Here is a 19,783-nt window from a genome sequence, read left to right on the forward strand (position 1 = left end):
ACAAGGTGGCTTAACTAGAGCGGAATATCACTTATAAATACGCTTTTAGTTGTTCAAACAAGTGGGACCACCTCTAACATCAACAATCATTATGAATTTGGGTAGATTTCTACCACTATAATCTTATTAAGGGAAAATATATATGTTTAAACACAATCTCAGTGTAAAAGACCAATTTGGGGTTAAATATGCTATTCAAGCAACAGTAGATCATCAGTTTGTCGATACCCAATCTCACTCGAATATAAAACATATCACTGTTGATGGAGAAGATATTCGACCTAGTTTCGAAATGTTTTTCCAAAGTAATTTAAGTGGAAAAATTTTTAAAATTTTGTAAATACTATTGCTACAACTAATACGATATTGATTGTACAAAACGAGAGCTTAAAGCTCTCGTTTTTTGTGCAAAACTACTAAAATTCTTATATGCTATTGATATACTTAAACCTATATTCTTCATTAAGAACAGTATCTTACCGAGAAAATTAAAGAACTTGTGAAGGATGAAGAGTATTGTTAGCTTCAGCAAGATCTCTTGGTACAAGCCAACGAAGAAAAGTTTGTTTAGTCGCTTGGTAAGGGAAATTTTGAAGTAAAAAGACAAAAGAAAATCAAATTTTAATGGAATACCAAGAAAAAAGAGAAAGCCCTGAATGTCTTGCAACAATCAGGGCTTTCGCTTTATATTCAGCGGTACGCAGTTATTTGATGGTGACACATCGAATAACGAAGATCATAAGGTTTGGCGACCGTTATGATTTCACCCAAAGGCTTGTACCTGAACTCCATTTTCACAAGAAAAGACGTTTAGTTCAAGACCTAAAATGAAAAGTCTTCGTTAATAAGTGTTTTTAATCATCAAATAAGTTCATAGATCGAGCTTTGCCCGCTTCTGCGTGTCCGTTTTATACGTTTAGGCATGTGGTGTGGGTGGAAGGAATTAAGCGACGCTAGCGCACCACAGCAATTGTTTTAGAGCGATTGAAGCGTATCTAAGGCAGGAGTTGCTACTAGGGGAAATCGACAAAGCAACAACGTTACGAGTAGTTCGGGGAAGCTTTAAATTGTATGTTGGGGAAACCCTCACAGAGATAAGCAAACTGTTCGGTTTGAGAACGTGTCGATGCGGTGTGTGAAATCGTAATCTCAACCTATGTAGGAAAGCACAATTACCTACTGTCGTGGACGACCGATGCGTGGCTCCGTCAGCCCAAAATTGGTTCTCGGCAATACTCTGAGGGCTTTGTCTTTTGACAAGCTCTTAGGGTGAGTATTGCCGAAACTCTCTCAACGTTCACCATCAGCCCCAAGGGCTTGCCCGACGGCTGTGGGGAATGTAAGAGAGTTGAGATCATTTATTTATTTTCTTTTGTAGGAATTTCTTTGTTTGGAATAGAAATAGTTTTGTTATTTGGTAGTTGAATAGAGATATCTTTAAGAAGTAAGAAGTTTTCATCTATAAAGCTTAAATTTCCTTTTATCTCAAGATTTTTATATTCATCTAATTGGCGAGCTTGGGTCGGTGGGATTTGAATATTAATAAACATTGATTGCCAAGATAATTGCAATACTCCTTTATCAGCATTGTAATCTTCGATATTTACATTCATTGTAAAAGGTTGTTTTAGGTTTTTAAGACGATTTTTATATTCAACTGTTGTTTCATATTTGTCTTTTTTAATACTCTCTAAAAATTTTTCATAATTTTGAGAATGATTAGGTTTAAAAAGATTTAATATTTGGTAACTGCGTAATGTACCATTTTTAATATTCTGTTTTTTTTCTGCGTCTATAGTTGCATTACTTACAAGGAGAAAATTATTCCTTAATACTCCTTTGACTTTTTGTTCAGAGATTAATTCCCCCGTTTGTAATTTATAGGTTTTTATCATATCTGTTTCATAAGATTTTTCTCCCGCTTGTGTATCTGGATAATGTATAAGTGCGACTTCATTTAGAGAATCTGACAATATTGCTGTAATTCCTGTTTGTGGATTTGATAGAAAATCATATCTAGAACGAATACTCACTTGAGGATAATTAGTCATACTGGTATTTACTTTCCATTTTTCTTGTAATGTTTGCTCATTCAATAATGAGAACTCCCCAGTTACACTATTAAATACTCCCAGATAATTCTTACTCCCCCAGATAGGATTTATACTGGATTGAACTGAATTGTATTGAATAGGTTCTACTTTGCATGTCTCAAAGTTTAAAATACCTGCTGGACTTTGCTGTACAAGCCTTCTATTAATTTCGTATATGTGAAAACGGTAACTCTCATTATAATTTTTAAGGCTACATCTCTGTTGTGGGTTATTTAAATTTACAATAACTTTAGGTCCTTTTTTATCATTATAAGGACTGAATTCCATTGCATATAAATCAGAAATAAATATCATGCTCTCTGGGCTTTTGAAGTTAGATATCAAAAGATTATTTTTATAAAAAGAACTGACACCATTTTTATACGCTAAGACTTCGAATGTGAAAGGTTCAGATTTTAAGTTATTAGTATTAATGATACATCTTTTATAACCTTGTGATTTCAAGTTAATGGTATGTTTTAAATTACCTTGTTCATCGTAAATTTTTGCGTCACATTCAAATAGATTTTGCTCTATTATAAAATCAGAGGTATTCTTAAGATTAAGAAAGGAATTATTCCATGTTTTTAATACTTGTCCTTTTTGATCAATTAGTTCATTTTTTTTGTTAGCGTAAAAAATTAATATATTATTTTTTAATAAAGTAATATATGACATATCTTCAATAGAAGTCATTTTCTTAATGACTTGAATATTTTTAGTATTCAAATCATGCAATACTAAATTATTTTTCGTGTCTATATATGCTATTCGATTATGGAAGCCAAAATACAATTGTGACAATGAAAAGATTGTTTGGGTTGGAGTAGAGCTACTATTACCGCTTGTTTGCAATAATTGTTTATGGAAGATAGGATCATTCTGCCACTCTTTAGGTGGAGATAGGGTTGACTGTTTTTTAAACAGATTTATGCTATCTTGCTGTAATTGTTGTTGCTTCATTGCGTCTAATTGTGCTGTTTTCTTTGTAGCTTCTTCTGCCTCCTTTTTAGCTTTAATTTCTTGTTCTTTTCTACGTTGGTCAGCTTCATTTGCATATTTTATTAATCCAGGTTGGATTTTCTCTAACGTGTTAGAAATTGCCTCATAATCAGTTTTAGCATATATAGAACTAGATATAGTCAAACATAATAATGTTATACAGCTCGAAGGTTGGATCATAAAATCTCCTATAAAAGTTAAAGTTGGTAATTTTTTAAATTTACATGTTTTAATGTAAAAAAACAGATACAAATATTCAATTTTTAAATATTTCTAAAATTAACATAATACGCCTTATGCGAAATCGATTGTATTAGTTTAATTATTTCAATAATTTGCAATCCATAAAAAAGCCTAACTTGTACAAGTTGGGCTTTTTTCATGATTATTCACGTTCCACGCCTAGTATTTAACCGCTGTTCCACAATTTTGATTAGATCATCTTGATAATGATCATTCTTCAAAGATTGCTGTAAAACGAGCCATAACCTCATCTAAAACGTCAGCATCAACGGATTCTAAGAGTTTGGCATGTCGAGCATCAAAGTCTAAAGCTCTAGGCTGATCACAACGGACAACTCCTGTCGTTTTACCACCTGTGACTTCGACAGCAAAACCTGAATTACGTACAAAACGCCCACCTGATGTTATCGGTAACACGATAGGCATTTTGGTTACACGGTTGAATGGTTCAGGTGAAATAACCAATACAGGACGTTTGCCCTGTTGTTCATGTCCTAAAGTCGGATCTAAAGAAATTAAATAGATATCGCCTTTATTCATTAGATTTCTTCTCGCCCTACAGGTCTCATACCTTCCCAAGCATCTTGTTCGAGATCTAGAGCTTGTTGTTCAGCAAGAAGATCGGCAAGTTTATATGATGGTTTCTTTTTAGGTTCAACTAAGAGCTTTCCATCTTGAACATCAAGTGAAACGGTCTTTCCAGCATCTAAGCCTAATTTTTTTAACAATGTAGGTGGGACAGCCAACATTACAGACCCACCAACTTTTCGTAGATTAGTGTGAAGCATATCCACCTCAAAAGTTATATAAAAGTATAACTATTATCTACTAAAAATGAAATCAGTCAATCTTCCTAGCCATTAGGCAAGAAAAAACGACTGAGGAATCCCCTTTTCTTTGGTTCAGGCTCAATATGTTCAGGTACTGGTATGCGTGGGTTTTCAGTAGGTTCTGGTGTAGGTGTTATTTTTTCTTCTGGTACAGCTATATCTACTTTAGGATTGATAGATGGTGCTATATCAGGTTCGGGTTTTTGATCGGTAAACGTAGTCATATTAGGCTTTGGAGCTTCCAGTAGGCGTTGCATAGCTTCAATTTGTTCTTGATAGAAGGATTCTCGCTCTAAGGATTGATTCTCTCTCAAAACTGCTTGATTCAACTGTTTTTCAAGCATGTCAACTTGACATTTTAACATGTCAACTTCTGTTACTTCTTGACTGTTAATTGATTTACTTTCATTGACTTTTGATTCTTTACTTTTAGGTTCACCAAAAACCCTAATAGCTTCTGAAAAATCAATTAATCCATCTGATCCTTTGGATAAATTCCCTTTATTTATATGGGCATATATGGCTTGTCTAGATAAGCTATATAGTTTTGCTAACTCTGAAACTGATAGTTTTTTCATGATGTCAATTAGCTGTCAATTTGTGTTAATACTTAACTGTTAACTTAACACTGTCAATTGACACTTCTATTTAAGTCCTACTTTTTTGAGAAGAGGTGCTAATTCCTTTACTTTTTCTGGATCTTTAAGCATATCTGCAATACGTATAGCAAACTCTTCATAACTTTCTGTACCATAAGAAAGATTACCCATTTCTGGCAATTTAGACAGTTTACTGGCAAATAGTTGACGTTGTGCGGTTGTTAAAAGTTTCACATTATTTTTACTTTCTATGTTTGAAACAGGCTTTTTCTGTTTGAAATTAAAAGAGAATCCAATAATTGATCTGCCCACTTTATGTTGTTCAACATTGACAGTTATATCCGTATGTTCATTTACTTGTTTTAAAGCAATATCTAAAACATATTTTTTGAAGTCGTACATCCTTTTATATTCTGTCTCTAAAACTCCTATTTTCTTTCTAAAATCACTTAAGTTGATAAGTGGTGTTTTACCTGTGCTACGCCAGGCGATTAATATTTCATATAAACGTACAGCATAAGCACTTGTTAAATTACTAATTTGTTGCATCTCATACTTTGTAAATTGTTCTTCAAGCTTAGTAATTAAAGGAACAATAGCAGGGGAAAAGATGAGCCGTACAACAGCCTCATTGTCTATATAAGCAACTTCACTAACCCATCTAGATTTATGGTTAATAACATTGCCTTTTTCACTAAGGCTTTGATAACTAAACTGTCTTGCAAATAAATCATCACAAGCATCTTTTAATGCCTGATAGGCAGTATTCCGATGAACATTAAATTGATTGATATAACTCTCAGCATGAACAGTTAGAGGATCATTAGCATTGATTCCTTTACCTGATTCACGTGCTTCCACTATTGCTAAAAGAATTAATCGTTGTTCAACAAGGTCAAGATTATAACTAGCATTGATTAGGGCATTATCTTTGACTATTAGTTCAGTTTTCATATAACGAGTGATATTTTTATTTCGTTAAGACGAGGTTATATTGTTTACTCGCTTATTGCAAGGTAAACCTCGTTTCATTGCAAGGTAAACCTCGTTTCATTGCAAGGTAAACCTCGTTTCATTGCAAGGTAAACCTCGTTTCATTGCCTCTGAAACCTTTGCTATATAATGCTTTCAGCTATCGGAAAAGTATTTAAAATTTTAAAAATTAGAAAAGCCCAAGTCATTAAAAATTGCCCTATGTTTTCGCTACGCTCAAACTCTATTGAATCTCGCTTTCGCTCGATTCTAGGGGCAATTTTTTGGTTCATGTTTCCGTGAAATTAAAAAGAGCAAAAGCAAAGGCAAGAGCATAATGAATTCGCTACGCTCATAAAGCTTTTTGCTCGCTATGCTCGATCTAGAAACCAGGTTTAGCATGTGATTTATGCTTTTTTAGGCTATACAGCCTTAAAAAGCGGTTTTTCAAAGGGTCTAGGCGCGACTTTTCATTGTGTCGCTCGTAGACACTCGCTCTATAGATACCTTTTAGGTATTTAATTTGAGTTTTAAGGACATTACTTAGTTTATAAATTAAGGATTGATCTAGAGTGAAATGTAAAAGGGCTTATTTCGCATTTTTAGCCCTGATTACATTTTTTGTATGGGGGAACTATAGGGTTAAGCCAAAAACAGGCTGTAATCGCATTTTATGGCTTTATACGGTGCTTTTGGATGAGTACCTTGTGAAAATCTTTCCCATTGATTTTATAGGTTGGCAAATCTTCAAGTATACGCTGGAATAATTTTGTTTCTTCCTTGATATCTTCGGTGTTGTTTTGGATCTCTTTATAGATTGTGGTTTCTTTAATGGTTTTTTCCCAAATAATGCTCTGTAGGAGGGCATCTCTGAGTAGGGGAATATCACTGTGCTGGATCTGAAGATTGAGGTCTTTATAAAGCGATTGAACTACACCTCCTATCGCGTATTTGAGTTGGTTTTCTGCATTGCGTTTTTTCTGGGCTTCTGTCAGTTCTTTGTGACTTTTCTGCAAAATTTCACGTTTGTGTTCATTCTCCAGCCGGATTCGATTGTCTAGGGCTGCTTTTTCAATTTTCTGGTAAGACTCTAGGGCACGATCTAGGCGGAAGAAATTATCCTGATCCATTGTTTGATTGAGTAAGGTCAAAATTTCAATTTCGTTGGCCAAGAGGGGCTGTTGGTTTTTGTCCTTTAGTTTGATTTGTTCAATGAGTGCCTGTCTTGTTAGAAACTGATTTTTCTCCCGGTCGACTGTTTTGAACAGGCTGAGTTGTTGGTCATTGAATCTGGCATTGGAGTGCTGAAGTAGGGTCAAAGCCTGTTGTTGTTTTTTCTTGAGGAAGGGAAGTTTCTCTAGAAATTGCTGCAATGTGGTGAGGTCATTTGAGGTGAGTATTTTCGCAGGTCTTCCACGTGCCGCCATCGCATTCTCCAGCATAAAATGGGTGAGGTTTTTGTGTTTTCAGTTTAGCATAGGCCGGCATGAGAAGAATTAAATAAAATGTGGGAACATTATATTTAATTCTTAAGCTCGTTTCCGTGTTTTTATTTCAGTATAATTTCTTCGAATTATACTGAAATAAAAACACTTCTCCTCGTGCTCCGCAGGCTCTGCGAGGCTCCGTGAATTTGAAGGTGGGACAATGTTCTATTGCAACCTGGAACACACAAGTAAAAAGGCCGTGAAAACCCGATCGGGGAAAGTAAAAAATGCTGCCACGGCCAAGAACCGGTTTCACTACATTACCCGGACTTCGCACTTTAAAAATTATAAGGAATCGGCTTCGGAGCTGATTGAGTTTGTGAGATCCGGCAATCTGCCAAATTTTGCTGAAGGAAATCCGGCTGAGTTTTGGGACGCTGCAGATATTTATGAACGCAGTAATGGTCGTACCTGTTCCAGTTTGGTGGTGGCTTTACCGAAAGAGTTGAACCAGGCGCAGCGGATTGAATTGGCCGAGGCATTTATTACTGAGTTTGCAGACCGCTATAGCTATCCCTTTACGTGTGCCATTCATAATCATGTTGGATCGTTGGGTGGGCAAGAGCAACCGCATTTGCATTTTATGTATAGTGAACGGCATGTGGATGGGATCGATCGGACAGCTGAGCAGTTTTTTAAGCGTTATAACCCGAAGGATCCGCAGAAAGGTGGCGCGCAAAAGCTGACGGCTGATGTATTGGGGATGGGGAAAGCGCAGCTGCAGTTGTATAGGCAGAAGACTGAAGAATTGATTAATGACAGTTTGAGGCGTTAATCCTTGCGATCCATTTTTTTGAGATGCTCACTTGTACTGAATTTTTTCATGGAAATACTTCTGAGAGGGACTTAACCGAATTATTTGATCTTTAATTCCTTAATGTGACAGAAGCTGATATTGCAACTGCCAAGCTGAATGCAGAATTTTCCCTTATATTGTAAAAGATAATTCGACTTTTAGATTTTTTTAGAAACTAAAAAACAAGATATTAATTATAAATCAACAATTTATACGATTAGTAATGAATTTTAGGTTTTTGAGAAAAAAGCAATATAATGGTTGTAAATCAATGCTTTAGGTGATTAGTAATGAATTTTAGATTCTATTTTTTTAAGCGTCTAGCCTAAAATTCATTACTATCCCATTTTATTTATTTAGATCAATTACTTAGATTATTTTTTTAAGCCTAGTCTTGTGAGCTAAAAGAATCTAATTAGGGCCTACTTATAGGGGCTTTCGTATAAGGTGTATTATGTTAATTTTAGGGAAGTTCAATAATGCAAAAATATAAATCAAAAATAGATTGGTGGCTGATTATAGTTTTGACAGGAAGTTCTTTACTGCTTTTAACCTTGGTCTATAGTAATTTTGATAGCCAAAATTTACATGCAAATATAATTTTTTCCGTCCTTTTAAGTTCTTTAGCTCTAGTGGTTTGGTTACCCATTCCAACCACATACTATGTTGTAGACAGTGAGATATTAAAGATACACAGCATATTCTTAAAGTGGGAAATTCCATTGAGTAGTATTGAAAAGATCGAGGAAACATCAGACTCTTTATCAGCTCCAGCTTTATCTTTAGATAGAATAAAAATTGAATATAAAAAAGATGGTATCCATAAATCAATCATGGTTTCGCCAAGGAATAAAACTGAATTTATAAAACAAGTATCTTGATTTATCATCTACTTAATATAATAGAGATTATATGTAGCGAGGACTGTGGAACCTCGCTTTTTCGACTTCGCATAAGGCGTATTATGTTAATTTTAGATAAACTATAGAATCCATTAGTTTTTAAACCAATAAATTAAATATTTTATGGAACTCCAGAATATTTATTCAGGCGATACTTAAGCAATAAGGGTAGGGTGATTACATAAAGTATTGCAGCTAATGCCCATACCATTCCAGGAGCTGATGCCTGAGTCATAAAATAGAGGCTAGTAACTAATACAGGACCAATTATAGCCCCCAGACTATTAAAACTGCTTAATAGCCCTTGTAATTCACCTTGTCTTTCATCACTAATACCTCTGGACATCATTGCTTGCAAAGCAGGAACGGCTACTCCACCAAGGGCAAACAATGGTAACAACGCAAAAGGCACCCATTCTTCAACAGCAATAGATAAAAGAAGTAAACCAATTGCATCGCAAGCTATTCCACATAACAACGTATTTTTCTCTCCAAACCTCTTTACCATAGGGGCGATAGCAAAAGCCTGTGCAATAGAATGGCATATTCCATAACTAGCAAGGGAAACACCTGCAATAAATATACTCCAGCCATAACGATCCTGCCCATAGATAACCCATAAAGTTGCGGGGACTTGTGAAACCAATGTGATAATTAAAAAGATACCAAGCAATGGAGCCATATTAGGTTGAGTGATCAAATAGGATAATTTCTTTAATATTGATTGCTCCTGAACCTTCTCAGTCATTTTATTGCTGTGTTTTGATTCTTTTAATAAGACTGCTGTCATTATTAAATTAATCCCATTCATAAAAGCAGCAGCAAAGAACGGTGCATGTAAGTTCCATTCACCCAAAACTCCACCTATTACCGGACCCGCTATAAACCCAATACCAAAGACAGCTCCAAGGAGACCAAACCTTTTTGCACGCTCATGGGCTGGAGTAATATCTGAAACATAAGCTGTTGCAACAGCCATGTTGGCACCTGTAATTCCCGCAAAAATACGACCAATATATAGCCACAATAGAGAAGGAGCAGCAGCCATTAGGAGATAATCAGCCGTTGCACCAGCAATTGAAATAATTAATACAGGTCGACGTCCAAATCGGTCACTCAACGCTCCAAGGATAGGTGCAAAAATGAACTGCATCAGAGCATACACAGCTAATAAAGCACCATAGTGAACACCGCCTGCTTCAGCTCCAGCCAATGACCGTAATAATTCAGGCAAGATCGGCATAATTAAACCAATCCCAACAGCATCCAGAAATATAGTGATTAAAATCACGCTCAATGATTTCTTCACAAATGCCTTCTCTAGCAATGATAGAATTAATATTCTCTCACACACTCCCTATCAGTGATAGATTTATGAGTAAAAAAGATATTGCACCTCAACGTCTGACACGTGAAATAGTCCTGCGTACCGCATTGGATATGTTGAATGAAGAAGGCATAGATTCAATAACCACACGCAAGCTAGCTCAACGATTGGGTATTAAATCTCCAACTCTATATTGGCATTTCAAGAATAAATCCTTGTTAATGGAAGCAATGGCGGAAACCATTATAAATGAACACCATTTAGTTTCTTTACCCATCGATGGGATGACATGGCAAGATTGGTTGCTCGCTAATTCTGTAAGCTTTCGTCGAGCACTACTAGCTTACCGTGATGGTGCTCGTCTACATGCAAGAACTAGCCCCAGTCAAGGACATTTCAACACGATTGAGGCCCAAGTTGCGCTGTTATCTCATGCTGGGTTTTCTCCTGTTGAAGCAGTTGCATTACTTATGACATTAGGAAGGTTTATTGTTGGGTGGGTCCTTGAGGAGCAGCAAGAAGAAATAAGATCAGACCCACCATTCGAAGCCGATCCAACTATATATCCACTCATGCTCCAAGGAGTGAATACCTTACAAAATATGAATGCGGATGACATTTTTGAAAATGGGATTCGTATGGTGATTATCGGTGCTGAAAGACAACTTGATATTAAAATGCAAACTTAACTCTATACTGCTTTAAGCAACTGTTCTATTTAGTAATAAAGCTTTTATCCTTAATTATTTAACATAATAGAGCTTATACGAAACGCAATTTAAAATATTATTGTTTTTCATATAGTTATAAAATTTTGACTGACTTCAAAAACAGTAAAAAGCCGACTTAGAAACAAGTCGGCTTTTTTATGAGCAGGTTTGATACCTTTTGCCAAGAACATAGGTTATTAAATAATCAATTGATAAAATATATTCTTATTATTTCATTTACTCATAAAATATATTCATTATAATGTTGTGTATTCGATCGAATACAATAAAGAGGAACTTTCATGACCGAGATTAAACGTCTCCCTGAATTTGATGAATGGCTAGATAGCATTAAAGACAGTATGACCCGTCTTAAACTGAATCGAAGATTAGATAAGGTTCAGCGTGGTAATTGGGGCGATGTAAAGCATCTTCAAGAAGGTGTTTGGGAAATGCGAGAGTTCTTCGGACCAGGTTGGCGCATGTATTACATCAAACATGGTGATGTAATCATTGTGATGCTTGGAGGTGGTGATAAATCTACACAGCAAAAGGATATAGAACGAGCTGTTGATTTATCAAAATCTTTAGAGGATTGAAAAATGGTTAAAATAGCTGATCTACCTAGCTTTGACATGGCAGAAGCACTTAAGAGTGAAGAAGATATTGTAATGTATCTTAATATGGTTCTTGAAGAGAATGACCCTGCTGAACTAGCTCATGCACTTGGTGTAATTGCTAAAGCTCGTGGTATGACTCAAATCGCTAAAGAAGCAGGAATTGGACGTGAAGCACTTTACAAAGCACTCCGTCAAGATTCAGCACCTCGTTTTGATACGATTAATCGTGTAGTAAATGCTTTAGGTCTAAAACTAACTGTGCAGAATGCATAACTATTAATAAAATTTTGTCTAAGTTCCATCTTATTTAACATAAAATCTCTTATGCGAAATTAAAAATGGGAACCCTATAGCTCCCATTTTATTGTTAAACATTGAATCCTATATGCTTTCCTGTCGGAAGTTCTACATCAATGCGGAGTTTCCCTCCCATAGCTTCAACATATTTTTTCATCGTTGAAATTTTCAGATCATTCCCACGATTTTCAATAGCCGAAAGAGAAGGTTGTTTAATACCAAGGGTTTCAGCTAATGCTTTTTGAGAAATTTCTAATTCTTCACGAATGAGGTAAAGCTGATTTTCTAGTAATAACTCATCAGCCATTTGTTGAATACGAGCTTGGCTCTCCGGAGAGCGACTAGCCAATAATTCTTGTAGGGTCTTAGCCATCAGATTGTTCTCCTAAAGTTGAAAGATGAAGTGCGTACTGCTCATCTGCAATTGCTAGCATCTCTGTATAAAAACGCTTTTTATTACTCTTATCACCAATACACAGCACAATCGCTTGTCGTAATGGATCGAATGCAAAAAATGCCCTTAATGGTTTACCACGATGCTGAACACGAAGTTCCTTCATATTGGTAAATTTAGAATCGTAGACCGTATCGACTAAAGGACGACCTAAACTAGGACCTTGCTGTTGTAGAACAACCAATGCAGCCAAGACTTTCTCTTGTGTTGCTTCATCTTGCTGTTCAAGCCATTCATTAAACAGATCCGTTGTAATGACTGTCCACATATTACAACCAAAATATAGATTATAGTCTATATTTTAAATCTGATTGAATGACTTTGCAAATGGCAATAAAAAACCCCGACATCCTGTCGGGGTTTTTCGTATTTGATGCTTGAGGTTTGACTCCTGTCGTACCTTTAACATTCCTTGTTGTTCCATTTTATTATTCTCTGGAGCATCCTGCTCGCTATGGGTTCATGATATGAAATTGCAGTGGATCTGACTATTCGCCAATGCCCTAAAGTGTTGTACGTTATGGCTTACAAAGCTCAAATTTTATCCTTAGATTTATCCGCAGAAAATGCGGATAATTTCAGAAATGCGAGTATTGAGAAATCAGGGGAAATTGCATTTTTGACTATTTTTTAACCGATTTTATAGGCAAGAAGTATCAAAAGCGTTTAAAAAAGAGCCGACATGTAACGAGGTCGGCTTTTTGTTGATGAATGGCGGTTTTTTAATTAATTAAGTTATTGAAATAAAAAGGATTTAAAAGAACCATTTCGCATAATGCCCATTATGTTAAATGGATGTGAAAATAATTCTTTACTTTACTAAGATTTCTAGTAAGTTGTTTACTAGTAACCTTAGTAAATGAATTACTAATTAAGTGGAGAAAGCACATGGATATACCTAATCATTTATCTCATAAACCAATTGTGAAATTAGAAGATTATTCAAAGCTAGATGGAAAATATCCAGAAAGTACAGATGCGCAAGGTTTATCCATTGGTTTAGCTCAGTGGAGTAATTCTAAGGATATGGATCTTTCTGCGAAGGTATGGCGATATACAGGTGAAAAATGGTCTAGACAATCTGAAGAGTTGCCTATTCATCGTGTTTTAGACTTAGCTAGTTTGTTATGTGCTTCTATTTGCTATGCCGAGAATGAAACCTTACCTATTTATGACGATTTTCATATCACCTTGGTAAAAAATCCTCAGTTAATTGGTGTTCTTAAAAATGGTTTGAATGATGCTAAAACTAAAGAAGCTGTAGATAAATCTTTAAAAAGATTATCAAAATATTTGAAAGCTATTGGATACTAATTCTAAATATTCTAAAAAAGGTAGAAATGATGACAACATATTGGCATATGCAAATACATCCAGATGATCAAGCATTTTCTGATGATAAATTGTATAAAATATTAGAAAATAAAAAGATTATAGGATTGGGTGAATGGGAAAAAGGACAAGAAGTTATTTCTACTTTCATTAATACAGTTGAAGTAAATGATATTGTTGCTATAAAAAATGGTTCGAAATTAATAGCTTTAGTTCAAGTTATTGGTGGAGCTTATAACGTCAAGAATGATCAAAGTGAAACACATTGGATTAAACATAGACGTCCAGTCCGTATATTAGATTGGGAGTTGTGGGGAAGAACGTTACCTCAACCTAGAGGAACTCTTGTTAAATGTGTCAGTAATGATGTAGAAACAACTAAAATAATTAAAGAATGGCATACAAAAGTAGATACTGTTTTAAGAAAAAGGGGACTTCCCTCTTTTGTTTAATACAATTATTTATTTTAAAGCCCAAATATAATTTGGGCTTTAAATTTTTATCCATTTTAATAAATTTATATATGAAAATTTGGTGGTGTTTCCAAAAGTATGCTGAAAGAAAGACAGGTAAGAATTTGATACTATAGGGAAATGCAAATAACTCTACAAATCAAATGTCCTACCTGCCTGAGCGACAGTGTAAAGAAAAATGGCATAAAACGATATGGTAAGCAAAATTATCAATGCAAAATATGCAAACGTCAATTTATCGGTGATCATGCGCTGAGTTACCAAGGTTGCCACTCTGGTATCAAAAGTAAAATACTACATCTGATGGTGCGAGGCAGTGGAGTCAGAGACATTGCCAAAGTTGAGCGAGTGAGTATGGGCAAGGTTTTACGTACGCTCAGCCAATCAAAATATCAACTTCAAGCACGGCAAATTCATTATGAAACCCTTGAAGTAGATGAGTTTTGGACTTTTGTCGGTAATAAGCAAAATAAACAATGGTTGATTTACGCCTATCACCGAGAAACAGGTGAAATCGTTGCTTATGTATGGGGTAAACGAGATTTAACCACAGCAAAACGACTTAAATTAAAATTAAAGCAGCTAGGTGTGAGCTATACCCGTATATCAAGTGACAATTGGGATCGCTTTGTTACGACCTTTAAAAAATGTAAACAGTTGATTGGTAAGTTTTTCACTGTGGGTATTGAGGGCAATAATTGTCGCTTACGCCATCGGATTAAGCGAGGGTTTAGGAGGAGTTGTAACTTCTCAAAAAAGCTAGACAATCATTTCAAAGCCTTTGATTTAGTGTTCTTTTATATCAACAATGGATTCGTTTAATGGCAGCATACTTTTTGAAACACCTCCCAGATTCCTTAGGAATGATTGATAGCCCCTATAACATGATAGAAAAAACAGCGGAAAAGGTCGATGATCCAGCGCAACAGGACAAGCCAACAAAGAAAAGTTTGTTTAGTCGCTTGGTGAGGGAAATTTTGAAGTAAAAAGACAAAAGAAAATCAAAATTTGAAATTTGATGAAATACCAATAAAAAAGAAAAAGCCCTGAATGTCTTGCAACAATCAGGACTTTCGCTTTATATTCAGCGGTACGCAGTTATTTGATGGTGACACATCGAATAACGAAGATCATAAGGTTTGGCGACCGTTATGATTTCACCCAAAGGCTTGTACCTGAACTCCATTTTCACAAGAAAAGACGTTTAGTTCAAGACCTAAAATGAAAAGTCTTCGTTAATAAGTGTTTTTAATCATCAAATAAGTTCATAGATCGAGCTTTGCCCGCTTCTGCGTGTCCGTTTTATACGTTTAGGCATGTGGTGTGGGTGGAAGGAATTAAGCGACGCTAGCGCACCACAGCAATTGTTTTAGAGCGATTGAAGCGTATCTAAGGCAGGAGTTGCTACTAGGGGAAATCGACAAAGCAACAACGTTACGAGTAGTTCGGGGAAGCTTTAAATTGTATGTTGGGGAAACCCTCACAGAGATAAGCAAACTGTTCGGTTTGAGAACGTGTCGATGCGGTGTGTGAAATCGTAATCTCAGCCTACGTAGGAAAGCACAATTACCTACTGTCGTGGACGACCGATGCGTGGCTCCGTCAGCCCAAATTGGTTCTCGGCAATACTCTGAGGGCTTTGTCTTCTGACAAGCTCTTAGGGTGAGTATTGCCGAAACTCTCTCAACGTTCACCATCAGCCCCAAGGGCTTGCCCGACGGCAGTGGGGAATGTGAGAGAGTTGAGATCATTTTTGAGTTTTAACAAAATTGAGTTCAATTTAATAAGTCACATCAGCATAGAATGTGTCTGTATAAACCCCTGAAGGTGTTGTTGCCGTTATAGGTGATTTTAATTTTACTTTAACGATATGGTCGATTGATCTATTCAGATAACCCGTGATATACGTTACCATTGGTTGTCCATTTATGGGGAGATTCCTATGTACCCCAGCATCTACCACTCCACTTGTTTCCAATCCAATACCATCAGCATTTACAACTTGTCCTGTTGAACTATTACTTAGTGACTCAAATCGAAATGAAGTCGTAAATCCTCCATCCATATTACAAGTCAATGTAAATTTACCTAGTCCTTCACTACCATCTTCTGGAAGAATAATACCTGCACTAACATTTGTAAAAGTACAAGATTTCGGTATTTCTATGCCCATAGGTATACTTGAGGTGGTCGTTGCAGCCTGAGTTAAACTGCTTCCCAATAACAATGCTGCTGTCAAAACAACACTTTTAAATTGTATTTTCATAATGTTCTCACCTGTTAAAGACTTTACATCCAATACACGAGGTTGAGCATCTCATCCTTTGAATATGCCCTAAGTTCTATGTTTTATTAGACATTGATTGAACATATCGAGGTATCCCTAAAATCAGGTATTTAGATGAGCTAATTAAAAACGTGGAACAATGCTTAAATATTAGCCGCAGAACATGAATAACCCATAAAAAATCCTAATTTAAATCAAGTTATGCATTGCATTTCACATAAGGCATATTATGTGAATTTTAGCAAAATTATAAATATTTTTCAGATAGTCTTTACGACATTTCATGTCGTAATAAATATAAAAAAGGGAAAATCAAATGACATATTTTATATAATAGTGATAATTCATTCATTGAAAATAGGCTTGAATTATGACAGATCGTATTCAAGAAAAACTTCAAATTTTGGCAGATGCGGCAAAATATGATGTGTCATGTTCATCAAGTGGAAGTAATCGTAAAAATAAAGATAATGGATTAGGAAATACAGGATCTGGGATTTGCCATAGCTATACTGAAGATGGTAGATGTGTTTCATTGCTTAAAATTTTATTTTCAAATGTATGTATTTTTGATTGTTCATACTGTGTTTCTCGACGTTCTAATGATGTAAAAAGAGCAGCTTTTACTGTTCAAGAAGTAGTTGATTTAACAATTAATTTTTATAGAAGAAATTATATAGAAGGATTATTTTTAAGTTCAGGGATATTTAAATCAGCTGACTATACTATGGAGCGCATGTTACAGGTCGTTAAAAAATTAAGATTTGAAGAAAATTTTAATGGCTATATTCATCTTAAAACTATTCCAGGTGCATCACAGGAAATCATTCACGAAGCTGGACTATATGTCGACAGAATGAGTATAAATTTAGAAATGCCTACAGCTGAAGGGCTTAAAAAATTTGCACCTGAAAAGTCACATGGTGAAGTGCAAAAAGATTTAGGTATTGTTCGAGATAAACTAATTCAATTTAAAGATGAAAGAAAACTCATAAAAACGGTTCCAAAATTCGTACCCGCAGGTCAGACCACACAGATGGTTGTCGGAGCACACAACGAAACTGATCAAGATATTATTTTAATGGCTGACCGTCACTACAAAGAATTTAATCTGAAAAGAGTGTATTTCTCAGGTTATATCCCAATCAATCATGAAGAAACATCTCTTCCATCAGTAGGTACACCACCACCATTGTTACGCGAAAATAGACTTTATCAATCAGATTGGTTGATGCGTTTCTATGGTTTTGACGCAACCGAAATTGTTGATGGTCAGCATCCTAATTTAGACCTTGATATTGATCCAAAACTCAGTTGGGCACTTAGACACCCTGAGCAATTTCCTGTCGACATTAACCAAGCTGATTATTGGATGATACTCAGAGTGCCAGGTATTGGTGTACGTTCAGCTAAAAAAATAGTTCAAGCACGTCGGCATGGCAAAATTCATATTGATCAAATCAAAAAAATGGGAGTTGCTTTTAACAGAGCACAGCACTTTATTCGTTGTGCTGATTCAGAAAAATTTATTAAAGATCAATCATCCAATCAAATCAGACAACAAATACTTCAAACAGGGCAGTCAAAATATACTAAACAATTGTCACCACAATTGGATTTACTCTTTTAAATGGCGACCTATATTTTTGATGGGACATTCACAGGCTTATTAAGTTGTGTATTTCGTGCATTTCAATTTAAAGAGTTTAATGTGCTGATCTCAAGTAATCAGCATATTCAATCTAATTTATTTGATGAAAATATCTGTGTTGAGTCAAATGAAATGCACGCTAATAGGGTATGGCAAGGATTAAAATTAAGGCTTTCTAAGACCGGTTTACGTAATTTCTATTTCGCTTTTTTATCTGAAAATGAAGAAGCCTTTCAGCATTTATTTAATTTTAGTATTTATAGTTTTTCTTCTTCAAAACCAATTGATAAGGACTATGGTCATCCTGATGTATTAGCCGTTTCGCAATGGGCGAAACAAGTAGGTCGTGAAAAGCACAGAATGGAAGCCTTTGTGCGTTTTAAAAAGTGTAAAGATGAATTATTTTTAAGTTTGGTCAAACCTGATTTTAATGTTTTACCTTTAATACAAAAGCATTTTGAAGCAAGGTATAAAGATCAAAGATGGCTGATTTATGATGAAAAGAGAAATTTTGGTATTTATTATGATTTAACAAAAATTTCTCAGGTTGATATGAACATATATGATATCGATAAGAATTTAGAGTATGGAGCTAGTCAAAACTTCAGTATCGAGTTAGATACTGAAGAGATATTATATGATCAACTTTGGAAAGATTACTTCAAGAGCGTAAATATCACAGCTCGAAAAAATATCAAACTTCATATTCAGTACGTACCTAAACGATACTGGCGTTATATGAATGAAAAGATCATCTAATTTATATAAAAATTTAATATAAATTATTAAGTTAAACTAGATTTATTCTTTTCTAAATATTTTTCATATTCTAAATGATACTTTTTAGCTAGCAGTTGTTTTGACTTCTCATCAAGAATTTTTCCAGCTTGCTGAAAAAACTTATGTTCCTCTTCTTCTAAATGATGATGAACAATCTCAGATAGTTTTTTAGCAATAGATAACCAACCTGGACTACTAAATTCAGTTTCGGTTAATTGTTCTAATAATTCATCCATTTCATGATGTTCTGAAAGAGCATGACGTGTAATGTTGAGTCCTGAATCAGTCATCATCAATGGTATATAAAAAAATCTATCTTCTGCCACAGCATGAGCAAATAATTCATTTTTTAATAGTTGAAATAGCTCTTGTCTCTCAGGACTATCTCCAGAGGTTGAAATTAATTTTTTTGATAAATCTCTTTGTTTTTGATGGCTTATTTTAAGCTGATCAAAGATATTTAATGTATTAGTCATCGATTAGTCCTCCAGTTTATTTAAATATTTATCTCTAAGAAATAATCCTAAATTCTTTTTTCTATCAATAATTTCATCTTCGCTATAAGGTAATAAAATTACTAATTCTTGCATTTTAAGATGATTATTCTCAATAAGTAAGCAATCCTCTTCTATTGATCAATTAATATATGCTTTTTTTCGGTGATGTCGTTTTGAATGATGTGTCATAAGAACTTCTGTATTTATTATTAATCATAGTAGCATCCGCTTAAAAGTATATATTTTTTCAAAAAATTTAAAACAAACTATGTGATGATGTATACAAATTAATATAATTTTTTATTTATTAACAGGCCGTTTTTGTGTATAGCATGATTCATGCTTATTCACTATTTAACATAATGGGGGTTATGCGAAACACATCTTAAATAATTGTTATTTTTCAATAACCTATAAAATTAAAAAACCGC

At 34.9% G+C, this 19,783-nt stretch carries 22 protein-coding genes and 1 pseudogene; 12 read left to right on the forward strand and 11 right to left on the reverse strand.

Going from position 1 to position 19,783, the window contains the following annotated elements:
* The first annotated feature begins 142 nt into the window (after positions 1-142).
* Positions 143-340 carry a hypothetical protein gene (locus tag HX005_RS18795; RefSeq protein ID WP_286378517.1) on the forward strand — a complete coding sequence of 66 codons (198 nt, stop codon included), beginning with the start codon at positions 143-145 and terminating at the stop codon, positions 338-340.
* Between the two features lie 1,018 nt (positions 341-1,358).
* On the opposite strand, the gene HX005_RS18800 is transcribed toward HX005_RS18795, so the two are convergent.
* The 6 genes from HX005_RS18800 to HX005_RS18825 all read right to left on the reverse strand — a co-directional run bounded on the left by HX005_RS18800 (position 1,359) and on the right by HX005_RS18825 (position 7,166).
* Positions 1,359-3,275 (reverse strand): hypothetical protein, encoded by a 1,917-nt coding sequence (locus HX005_RS18800; RefSeq protein WP_286378518.1) that lies wholly within the window; start codon positions 3,273-3,275, stop codon positions 1,359-1,361.
* Between the two features lie 273 nt (positions 3,276-3,548).
* On the reverse strand, positions 3,549-3,878 hold the full coding sequence (locus HX005_RS18805) for a type II toxin-antitoxin system PemK/MazF family toxin (protein WP_286378519.1): 330 nt from the start codon (positions 3,876-3,878) through the stop codon (positions 3,549-3,551).
* Positions 3,878-4,126, reverse strand: coding sequence for an AbrB/MazE/SpoVT family DNA-binding domain-containing protein (locus tag HX005_RS18810; protein ID WP_107010286.1), 249 nt, complete (start codon positions 4,124-4,126; stop codon positions 3,878-3,880). The genes HX005_RS18805 and HX005_RS18810 overlap by 1 nt, the downstream gene beginning before the upstream one ends.
* Before the next feature lie 65 nt (positions 4,127-4,191).
* Entirely contained in the window at positions 4,192-4,746 is a 555-nt protein-coding gene (locus HX005_RS18815; RefSeq protein WP_286378520.1) for a plasmid replication DNA-binding protein, read from the reverse strand.
* Between the two features lie 66 nt (positions 4,747-4,812).
* Positions 4,813-5,721, reverse strand: coding sequence for a replication initiation protein RepM (repM, locus tag HX005_RS18820; protein ID WP_286378521.1), 909 nt, complete (start codon positions 5,719-5,721; stop codon positions 4,813-4,815).
* A 689-nt stretch (positions 5,722-6,410) separates the two neighbouring features.
* The gene (locus tag HX005_RS18825; protein WP_286378522.1) at positions 6,411-7,166 is read right to left on the reverse strand and encodes a hypothetical protein; all 756 of its coding nucleotides are present in this window, start codon (positions 7,164-7,166) and stop codon (positions 6,411-6,413) included.
* A 220-nt stretch (positions 7,167-7,386) separates the two neighbouring features.
* On the opposite strand from HX005_RS18825, the pseudogene HX005_RS18830 reads away from it, so the two are divergent.
* Both HX005_RS18830 and HX005_RS18835 read left to right on the forward strand, forming a co-directional pair.
* A pseudogene (locus tag HX005_RS18830) lies at positions 7,387-7,998 on the forward strand (MobA/MobL family protein); the annotation flags it as partial.
* Positions 7,999-8,501: 503 nt separating this feature from the next.
* A complete protein-coding gene (locus tag HX005_RS18835) occupies positions 8,502-8,903 on the forward strand; it encodes a PH domain-containing protein (protein ID WP_174660716.1) in 402 nt (133 codons plus the stop codon).
* Positions 8,904-9,045: 142 nt separating this feature from the next.
* On the opposite strand, the gene tet(39) is transcribed toward HX005_RS18835, so the two are convergent.
* A complete protein-coding gene (tet(39), locus tag HX005_RS18840) occupies positions 9,046-10,233 on the reverse strand; it encodes a tetracycline efflux MFS transporter Tet(39) (protein ID WP_004856455.1) in 1,188 nt (395 codons plus the stop codon).
* Between the two features lie 65 nt (positions 10,234-10,298).
* Here tet(39) and HX005_RS18845 point away from each other — a divergent pair, with 65 nt between their 5' ends.
* The 3 genes from HX005_RS18845 to HX005_RS18855 all read left to right on the forward strand — a co-directional run bounded on the left by HX005_RS18845 (position 10,299) and on the right by HX005_RS18855 (position 11,854).
* Positions 10,299-10,940, forward strand: coding sequence for a TetR/AcrR family transcriptional regulator C-terminal domain-containing protein (locus HX005_RS18845; RefSeq protein ID WP_004787586.1), 642 nt, complete (start codon positions 10,299-10,301; stop codon positions 10,938-10,940).
* Between the two features lie 323 nt (positions 10,941-11,263).
* Positions 11,264-11,560, forward strand: coding sequence for a type II toxin-antitoxin system RelE/ParE family toxin (locus HX005_RS18850; RefSeq protein ID WP_004787583.1), 297 nt, complete (start codon positions 11,264-11,266; stop codon positions 11,558-11,560).
* 3 nt (positions 11,561-11,563) lie between these two features.
* Positions 11,564-11,854 (forward strand): addiction module antidote protein, encoded by a 291-nt coding sequence (locus HX005_RS18855; RefSeq protein WP_004787581.1) that lies wholly within the window; start codon positions 11,564-11,566, stop codon positions 11,852-11,854.
* 94 nt (positions 11,855-11,948) lie between these two features.
* On the opposite strand, the gene HX005_RS18860 is transcribed toward HX005_RS18855, so the two are convergent.
* The gene (locus HX005_RS18860) at positions 11,949-12,251 is read right to left on the reverse strand and encodes a helix-turn-helix domain-containing protein (RefSeq protein WP_286378523.1); all 303 of its coding nucleotides are present in this window, start codon (positions 12,249-12,251) and stop codon (positions 11,949-11,951) included.
* The gene (locus HX005_RS18865; RefSeq protein ID WP_286378524.1) at positions 12,244-12,600 is read right to left on the reverse strand and encodes a type II toxin-antitoxin system RelE/ParE family toxin; all 357 of its coding nucleotides are present in this window, start codon (positions 12,598-12,600) and stop codon (positions 12,244-12,246) included. Before HX005_RS18865 ends, HX005_RS18860 begins: the two co-directional genes overlap by 8 nt.
* Positions 12,601-13,220: 620 nt before the next feature.
* Between HX005_RS18865 and HX005_RS18870 the strand changes: the two genes are divergently transcribed.
* The 4 genes from HX005_RS18870 to HX005_RS18885 all read left to right on the forward strand — a co-directional run bounded on the left by HX005_RS18870 (position 13,221) and on the right by HX005_RS18885 (position 15,123).
* The gene (locus tag HX005_RS18870) at positions 13,221-13,646 is read left to right on the forward strand and encodes a DUF6530 family protein (protein WP_286378525.1); all 426 of its coding nucleotides are present in this window, start codon (positions 13,221-13,223) and stop codon (positions 13,644-13,646) included.
* Positions 13,647-13,675: 29 nt separating this feature from the next.
* A complete protein-coding gene (locus HX005_RS18875) occupies positions 13,676-14,116 on the forward strand; it encodes a DUF8426 domain-containing protein (RefSeq protein ID WP_286378526.1) in 441 nt (146 codons plus the stop codon).
* 141 nt (positions 14,117-14,257) lie between these two features.
* Positions 14,258-14,959 (forward strand): IS1 family transposase, encoded by a 702-nt coding sequence (locus tag HX005_RS18880; protein WP_286378527.1) that lies wholly within the window; start codon positions 14,258-14,260, stop codon positions 14,957-14,959.
* On the forward strand, positions 14,959-15,123 hold the full coding sequence (locus HX005_RS18885; RefSeq protein ID WP_286378528.1) for a hypothetical protein: 165 nt from the start codon (positions 14,959-14,961) through the stop codon (positions 15,121-15,123). Before HX005_RS18880 ends, HX005_RS18885 begins: the two co-directional genes overlap by 1 nt.
* Positions 15,124-15,917: 794 nt before the next feature.
* Here the strand turns inward: HX005_RS18885 and HX005_RS18890 are convergent.
* On the reverse strand, positions 15,918-16,403 hold the full coding sequence (locus HX005_RS18890; protein WP_286378529.1) for a hypothetical protein: 486 nt from the start codon (positions 16,401-16,403) through the stop codon (positions 15,918-15,920).
* Between the two features lie 391 nt (positions 16,404-16,794).
* On the opposite strand from HX005_RS18890, the gene HX005_RS18895 reads away from it, so the two are divergent.
* A complete protein-coding gene (locus HX005_RS18895; protein ID WP_286378530.1) occupies positions 16,795-18,054 on the forward strand; it encodes a putative DNA modification/repair radical SAM protein in 1,260 nt (419 codons plus the stop codon).
* Positions 18,055-18,834: a TIGR03915 family putative DNA repair protein gene (locus HX005_RS18900; RefSeq protein ID WP_286378531.1), complete on the forward strand. Its 780-nt coding sequence runs from the start codon at positions 18,055-18,057 to the stop codon at positions 18,832-18,834.
* 26 nt (positions 18,835-18,860) lie between these two features.
* Here the strand turns inward: HX005_RS18900 and HX005_RS18905 are convergent, their stop codons facing one another.
* Complete coding sequence (locus tag HX005_RS18905; RefSeq protein ID WP_286378532.1) at positions 18,861-19,331, reverse strand: hemerythrin domain-containing protein; 471 nt, start codon at positions 19,329-19,331, stop codon at positions 18,861-18,863.
* Between the last annotated feature and the right edge of the window lie 452 nt (positions 19,332-19,783).

This window comes from Acinetobacter sp. R933-2, assembly GCF_030325485.1.
GTDB lineage: Bacteria > Pseudomonadota > Gammaproteobacteria > Pseudomonadales > Moraxellaceae > Acinetobacter > Acinetobacter sichuanensis.